We start from the raw sequence: 7,562 nt of genomic DNA, 5'->3' as shown, positions 1-7,562 counted from the left end.
AGCGATGGCTCTGGTAAAGCCTTTACGGAGAGTACGTGAATGCACGCTATGCGTAAGCATAGCATAAGCATCACGCAATCGTCTCCGTAGTTCCAATTTACCAGATTTTCGCTTGAAACGCCTTGCGGTCTTATCCTATATGTTGGCGGCGAAAAGCTCCTGCCAATCGCCGTTTTTCTCAAATGTTATGCAAAGATAGCCAAATTCAGTGAATTACGGGCTATGATTGCTTGAATTTATATTTAATCTCCTATGCGCACTTTATCTCCTATCGAAACATTAATCTTGTCCAGGACTCCCGATATCTGCGATTTTATTTCGATCTCCTTCATCGGAAAAACATTGCCGGATATGTTTATTTCCTCTTTGATCTCGCGATATTGTGGTTGTGTAGTTTCGTAAATTGCCTTTGTACCTCTTAGCGAAGAACGAAAAGCAACAAATGCCAGTGTGGCGGAAAAGATGCAAATTAATATAATCTTAAATGTCTTCATTATCCTATATTTTCGTTTCTAATGGCGTCAATGGGTTGTATAACAGATGCTTTCATAGCCGGAAATGCTCCGGCAATGACACCGGACAAAATCAAGATAACCAAAGCGAGAACAGCTACATTTATATCTATTTCTGCATGCTTTATCATTGTCGCGTGACGGGCGCTTTCGAGCAACCAATTTATAATCTCAAGAATAGCTGCACCTGATATCAATCCGATGATACCGGAGATTACAGTTATGATGACAGATTCCGTCAGCATTAACACAAGAATGGATTTAGGAGTTGCTCCTACAGCCTTACGGATGCCTATTTCGCTACTCCTTTCTTTGATCACGACAAACATGATGTTGCTTACTCCAACAATACCACTTATCAGAAAACAAATTCCTACGATCCAGATAAACATTTTCAATCCATCAAAGAGTCCCTCAAAAGCAGATGTTTGTGTCTCAAAATTGATTATCTGTAAGGCTTGCTTATCAGAATAAGCAAATTGGTATTTATTAGCGATGAAGGCTCTCAGCTCATTCTCAAATCGCTTGGAATCAACTTCTTTGTTCAGATATAAACAGAAAGCGCGCAATGGAGTCTTATTGTCAATACAGTTTATGTAACTTGAGAAGGGCACATATACCGAATTGATTTCCGAAGCGCTGAAAATATCATCATTCTTTAGTACGCCTATCACCTTAAAATCAATACCGGCAATGTTGATCGACTTACCCAACGCTTTTTGATTATTAAATAAGGTCGTACTGACATTTTCGCCGATAATGGTAACATTACGGGTATTCTCGTCATCTCCTTTATTAAAATATCGTCCATCTTCGTTGATTTTAAGTATCTTAATTCCCATATAGTTTTCATTGATTCCTATAATCTTAAAAAGTCCGCTTTTAGCTTTATTCATCACTTGCGAATAAGGTCCTGTTATTTCAGGCGAAATAGCTTTTATCCCCGGGAACTGTTTCTTTATGCGGTTAAGAAAATGCAAATCGAAATGCAATTGTTCCCCTTCTCTGATATTCTTATACTTCACCCAGAATCCTCATCATTCCATACCATGACGGATTCACCATAAGTTACTAACGTGGTCACATAGCGGTGTGTGGTATTGATATTGTGCTGGGTTTGAAAAATAGCGATTGATTCATTCTCTATTTTCTGTACACGACTACGCTCGTGCAGAACAATAGCGACCATGCTGCCAATGATCGCCATTAAAAGAAAGTATCCTATAAATATTTTATGCTGCAAAAGTATTTTCATTGGCTTGATATTTTACAATCCAAATATTGCTTTCGTACAATATCTACATGCGGCAGAATCACGAAAAATATCCGAGATGAATAACACTAATAATAATTTCAAATTTTTCTATTTATTGCAGTTACATTCCTCCTCCCAACACATGATAAAGTTTGATTACACTTTGTATGCGTTCAAAACGAGTTTGTAGCTGTTGCACTTCCGCTTCGAGAAGAGACTGTTGGGCGGTCAACACTTCCAGATAGGTGGCATTGGAATGACGCATAAGCGATTCTGTCTTTCGCACAGCATCGCATAATGTTTCAACCTGTCGAGCATTGATTTCAATTTGCGATTTTGCCGTCTGCCATGCAGTCAGAGCATCGTTCACTTCTTTTCCAGCGTTCAGCAATGATTGCCGGAACAACAGTTTGGCTTCTTCCTGACGGCTTTTGGCTATCTTCAAGTTGGCGATGTTTGTGCCCCGGTTGAATAAGGGCTGTGTCAGGGAACCGATGGCATTGAGCAACCATTGTCCGGGATTTACGATTACGCCACCGCCGTTATTAGTCCATCCAAGAGTCCCCGAGAGGGTAATATTGGGATAGAAGGCGGCACGAGCCGCATTGGTGGCGTAGAACGCCTGCGCCAGTTCCATTTCAGCCTGACGCACGTCGGGACGGTTGGAAAGCAGTTGCAAAGGGACTCCAATCGAGACAGTATCGGGGAAAGCAGCCTCGGCCAGATTACTTCGTCCAATCGAGTGTGACGGCATGGCAAGTATCGCAGACAGGGCATTTTCTGTTTCGGAAATACTCTTGCGTATGGATAACAGGGATGCTTCGAGTCGCATCACGTTCGCCTTTGCCTGCAATACGCCGGCTTCGTTTGATTTCCCCACTTTTTTCAACGCTTCAAGAGTACGTACGGTAGTCCGCCAGTTCTCCAAAGTCCGGTTACTTATTGCCATTTGTGCGTCAAGCATGGCAAGGGTGTAGTAACTGTCTGCAATAGTGGCGACAAGCTGTGTCTGTACGGCCTGCCGGTAGGCACGGCTTCCTTGTAACGCGGCGGCTGCACCACGCTTTGCCGCCGTAAGTTTGCCGAAGATGTCCAGTTCCCAGCTTGCCGACGCTCCCACATTATATGTCTTTGCCGTTGCTCCGTCATGTTTATTGGCATTACCTTCGGCAGTCAGTCCCAGTGATGGAAGATATGATAGTCTGGCAGTCATCAGGACGGCTTCTGTCGCTTCCACGCGTAACCGTGCCACATTGAGGTCTGTGTTCCGTTCAAGTCCGGTTTCAATCAAGGACTGGAGTTTCGGGTCGGTAAACATTTCCCGCCACGACAGGGACGCGATGGTCGTTGTATCAATGTCCGCCGGTACGTCCCGATACAGATTCTCCGTTGAGAGGTCAGGACGATGATACCGGCTGTATGTGCCACAACCGGCAAACATCCATCCTGACAATATGATATATATTACTGTCTTCTTCATTTAATTATGCTTAACACGTTCTTGAATATATTGGAATACAATAAACAATGACGGCACAAGGAACAACAGAGCCAAAGTACCGACAATCATTCCACCGATTACACCTGTGGCAAGCGAACGGCTGCCGTTGGCACCCACTCCGTGCGCCATCATCAGCGGGACAAGACCGAACACCATGGACAGCACAGTCATCAATATAGGGCGCAGGCGGACTTTTGCCGCACTGTATGCTGCCTGTGCCAGCGTCATGCCTTCCGACCGCCGCTTGCCGGCGTATTCGGTAAGCAGGATGGCGGTCTTGGCAAGCAGGCCGATAATCATGATTAATCCGGTCTGCATGTAGATGTTGTTCTCCAGACCGAAGAGCCACGCAAACAGGAAACTGCCCATTAGTCCGCAAGGCACCGACAACAGAACCGCGAAGGGTATGAACACGCTCTCATACAAGGCGCACAGAATCAGATAGACCAGAACCATGCAGAGCAGGAATATAAGCGTGGCATTGTTGGTCGTCTTGCTTTCCTCACGCGAAATGCCGCCAAACTCGTATGTGTAATTTGACGGAAGCACTTCACGTGCCGTCTCGCCGATGGCTTCGAGCACCTGCCCTGAACTGTAACCCTGCGCCGGCGACCCGCTAATCGAGATGGCGTTGAACAGGTTGAAACGGGTGAGGTCTGACGGGCCGTTGGTCTTGGTCAGGCGCACGAACCGGCTCAAAGGCGACATGCCGCCATCGGAGGCGCGCACATACATGTGGTGCAGGGATTCCGCATTCACACGATATTCCGCCGGAGCCTGCATGGTCACATGGTAGAGCTTGGAGAACCGGTTAAAGTCGGAAACATATTGTCCGGTATAATAGCCCGACAATGTGGAAAGCACATCTGCGGGCGACACACCCGACTGCTCACATTTGGCGGCATCGATATCCACCCAGTATTGCGGATAGTCCGTGGCAAAGGAGGAATAGACTTCGCCGATTTCGGGTCGTTGCGACAAGGCTTCGACAAACTTGTCCGCCTCTTCCTTGAAAGCGGCGATGTTTCCGCCCGCCTTGTCCTGCAAATAAAGCTCGAAACCGTTTCCCATGCCGTACCCGGCAATCATCGGAGGCGACATGGCGAACACCGTGGCATCGGGAATATCTGAAGTGGCGGCATAAATCTTTCCGATGACATCATTCACCGACTGCCCCTCTCCCTTACGATCCTCCCAGTCTTTGAGTGTCACGAAATACATCGCCTGCGAGGGACCGGAACCGCTGAAAGAGAAACCGGCTACCGCACCGCTGTATTCAATCTCGCCGATGCTGTCGAGACGGCTGTTGATACGCTCCATCACCTTACTTGTCTGAGCCATGGATGTGCCGGGCTTCGTGTTCATGCTCACCATGACCGTCCCGGTGTCCTCTTCGGGAATAAGTCCCGTCTTTGTGACATTGACCAGCAGCACCAGCAACCCGAAAGAAATGCCTATGATGCTCCACAACAGCCATCGGCGATGGATAATGAACATCACTCCACGTACATAGCGTCGGCTCAGACTGTCGAAGACGGCATTGAACGCTTTACGGAAACGGGCTGCAAAATTGTTCTTAGTGTTGCCCTGCTCATCGATATAGGGTTTCAGCAGCAGCGCGCAAAGTGCCGGTGAGAGTGTGAAGGCATTGACTGCCGAGATTCCCACGGCAACAGCCATCGTGATACCGAACTGCGTGTAGAACGCTCCCGAAGTCCCGCCCATCATGGCTACGGGGAAAAACACTGCCATAAAGATTATGGTAGAGGTCAGGATAGCCGACGAAACGCCTTTCATGGCATCATCAGCCGCGAGAACTGCTGATTGATAGCCCTCATCGAACTTCGCCTGCACCGCTTCCACCACCACAATGGCATCATCGACCACGGTTCCGATGGCAAGCACAAGCGCGAACAGGGTGAGCAGGTTGATGGAGAATCCAATCATGGACATCACGGCAAATGTGCCGATGATGGAAACGAAGATGGATATGGTAGGGATAAGCGTTGACTTGATGTCCTGCAAGAACACATACACCACCACGATGACCAGAAGTATCGCTTCCAATAAGGTGCGGAGGACAGAGTGGATGGAGGCATACAGGAACTTGTTGGTATCGGTAAGCACCACGAATTCCGTCCCTTCGGGCAAGTCCCGGCTAAGGTCGTCAAGCACTTCGTGAATCTCCTTGATGGTGCTTGATGCATTGGACCCGGCTTTCTGGTTGATGAGCATCATAGCTGCCGGATGCCCGTTCACCTCGGAGGAATAGTTGTAGTATTCATCGCCCAGTTCCACATCGGCAACCTCTTTCAACCGAAGCACATTGCCGCCCGGCAGTGACTTGACGACCAGCTCACCGAACTCTTCCGCTCCGGACAAGCGTCCGCGGTATTTCATCGTGTATTCATTGGCGGTAGGATGATTGGCACCGAAGGAGCCGGTGGCGGCCTCGATGTTCTGTCGTGCAAGTACGGCAGAGATGTCATCGGGGATAAGCCCGTATTGCGCCATCTTGTCGGGACGCAGCCAAAGTCGCATGCTGTAGTTGGAACCGAACAACTGTGCCTTTCCCACGCCGCTGATACGTTTCAGCCTCGGCTCGACATTGATTTTCACGTAATTGCTCAGGAAGGTCTGGTCGAAGCGGTCATCGGGCGAATAGAGCGCGAAAGTCATCAGTTCGGCATTCTGCTGCTTTTCAGTGGTGACACCGGTCTTGGTGGCTTCCGCCGGAAGTTGGCTCAGTGCGCCGTTCACGCGGTTCTGCACGTTTACCGCCGCCATGTCCGCGTTGGTTCCCTGTTTGAAATAGATGTTGATGGAAGCATCTCCCGTATTCGATGCCGTGGAAGTCATATAGGTCATGTCTTCCACTCCGTTGATGGCTTCTTCCAGAGGGGTTATCACTGCCTTCTGCACGGTTTCAGCGTTTGCTCCCGGATAAGTTGCGAATACGTTGATGGTCGGAGGTGCGATGTCGGGGTATTGTTCCACCGGCAAGGAAAACATGGAAATCATGCCCAACAGTACAATCACCACCGAGATAACGCCCGAAAACACCGGGCGGTCTATAAAAAATCGCAGGTTCATTTCGTTTCGTTTTTAGGGGTTATGCTCATGCCTTCTCTCACCAGTCCCACGCCTTCGGCGACAATGGTGTCACCGACCGAAAGACCTTCTTTTACGATAAACCGGTTGCCGTCGTTCAGGCGGTCCACCGTGAGATAGGCGGCTTCCGCCTGTCCGTTTTTCAGACGGTAAGCGATAATCTTGTCCTGCAGTTCCACGGTGGCGGTCATGGGAATGGTTACGGCCTCCGTTTTCGGGTTTTGAAGGATGACATTGCCGATGCTGCCACTCAACAGTTCGCGGTCGGGATTGGGGAACAGGGCTTTGATTTGTACCGTTCCGGTAACAGGATCCACCACGCCGCTTACGGTTTCAATACGTCCTTTCGCCTTGTACAGGCTGCCGTCGTTGAGTTGCAGGCCCACTTCCGGCGTCCCGGCTATCATGCTGTCAATCGAGCCATAGCGAGCCGAATATCGCCGTAGCATATTCTCCGAAATGGAGAAATAGGCATACATCTCCGCATTGTCGGACACGACCGTGAAAGGCTGTGCCATATTGGGACCGACAAGCGCACCGATGCGATAGGGCAATGTGCCTACTACTCCGTTGCTCGGGCTTTTGATTTCCGTATAGGAGAGATTGTTGCGTGCATCCGATTCTTGTGCCTTTGCCTGTTCGAGTTCAGCACACGCCACTGCCAGTTGGTTCCGGGCGAGAGAAAGCTCGTAGTCGGATATGACCTTCTCGTCAAACAATGCCTGCTTGCCCCGCAGCTCGATTCTTGCCGTTTCCACTTTTGCCTGTGCCGCGCTGACATTGGCCTGCGCCGTGCGTAATGCCGCCCGATAGGGCACTTGGTCAATTACAGCCAATACTTGACCGGTCTTCACCCGTTCACCCTCTTTCACTTTCAGACGGATAATGCGCCCGGATATTTGCGGCAGGATGTCCACATCCTGCCGTCCGCGTATGGCGGCGGAATAGGACTCGGAGATTTCCACCGGACTTGCCGCGACCTTTATGACCCGATAACTCTGCACCGCATCCTGCTTGCCGTCCGCCTGCCTGCATCCGGTCGGCAGGAACAGCATGAGAGCAAATGCGGCGAAATTCGTGATAATGAATTGCTTGTTCATATTTTCTTCTTGTTTTGTATTAATTCATAAATTGATTTTTGGAACATGAATAAAAGTTTATCTTTTTCGTTCATGCGGATATT

The 7,562-nt window shown here is 49.1% G+C and carries 5 protein-coding genes and 1 pseudogene; all 6 read right to left on the bottom strand.

Annotation, left to right across the window (positions count from 1 at the left end):
- Positions 1-242: 242 nt before the first annotated feature.
- A complete protein-coding gene (locus DW033_RS23710; protein ID WP_005809234.1) occupies positions 243-494 on the bottom strand; it encodes an efflux RND transporter periplasmic adaptor subunit in 252 nt (83 codons plus the stop codon).
- Positions 494-1,537 carry an ABC transporter permease gene (locus DW033_RS23705; RefSeq protein WP_005809236.1) on the bottom strand — a complete coding sequence of 348 codons (1,044 nt, stop codon included), beginning with the start codon at positions 1,535-1,537 and terminating at the stop codon, positions 494-496. The genes DW033_RS23710 and DW033_RS23705 overlap by 1 nt, the downstream gene beginning before the upstream one ends.
- Before the next feature lie 2 nt (positions 1,538-1,539).
- A pseudogene (locus DW033_RS23700) lies at positions 1,540-1,767 on the bottom strand (hypothetical protein); the annotation flags it as partial.
- A 121-nt stretch (positions 1,768-1,888) separates the two neighbouring features.
- A complete protein-coding gene (locus DW033_RS23695) occupies positions 1,889-3,247 on the bottom strand; it encodes an efflux transporter outer membrane subunit (protein WP_005809240.1) in 1,359 nt (452 codons plus the stop codon).
- A complete protein-coding gene (locus tag DW033_RS23690; protein ID WP_005809243.1) occupies positions 3,248-6,361 on the bottom strand; it encodes an efflux RND transporter permease subunit in 3,114 nt (1,037 codons plus the stop codon).
- Complete coding sequence (locus tag DW033_RS23685; RefSeq protein ID WP_005809248.1) at positions 6,358-7,479, bottom strand: efflux RND transporter periplasmic adaptor subunit; 1,122 nt, start codon at positions 7,477-7,479, stop codon at positions 6,358-6,360. The genes DW033_RS23690 and DW033_RS23685 overlap by 4 nt, the downstream gene beginning before the upstream one ends.
- Between the last annotated feature and the right edge of the window lie 83 nt (positions 7,480-7,562).

Origin of the sequence: Parabacteroides sp. AF39-10AC (assembly GCF_003635405.1) — a bacterium.
Lineage (GTDB): Bacteria > Bacteroidota > Bacteroidia > Bacteroidales > Tannerellaceae > Parabacteroides > Parabacteroides distasonis.
This window is presented reverse-complemented; position numbering and strand designations above follow the sequence as displayed.

What these genes read in the sequence shown, in the direction of transcription:
- DW033_RS23710 (WP_005809234.1), bottom strand. Translation starts at nt 494, where the DNA reads ATGAAGACATTTAAGATTATATTAATTTGCATCTTTTCCGCCACACTG.
- DW033_RS23695 (WP_005809240.1), bottom strand. Translation starts at nt 3,247, where the DNA reads ATGAAGAAGACAGTAATATATATCATATTGTCAGGATGGATGTTTGCC.
- DW033_RS23690 (WP_005809243.1), bottom strand. Translation starts at nt 6,361, where the DNA reads ATGAACCTGCGATTTTTTATAGACCGCCCGGTGTTTTCGGGCGTTATC.
- DW033_RS23685 (WP_005809248.1), bottom strand. Translation starts at nt 7,479, where the DNA reads ATGAACAAGCAATTCATTATCACGAATTTCGCCGCATTTGCTCTCATG.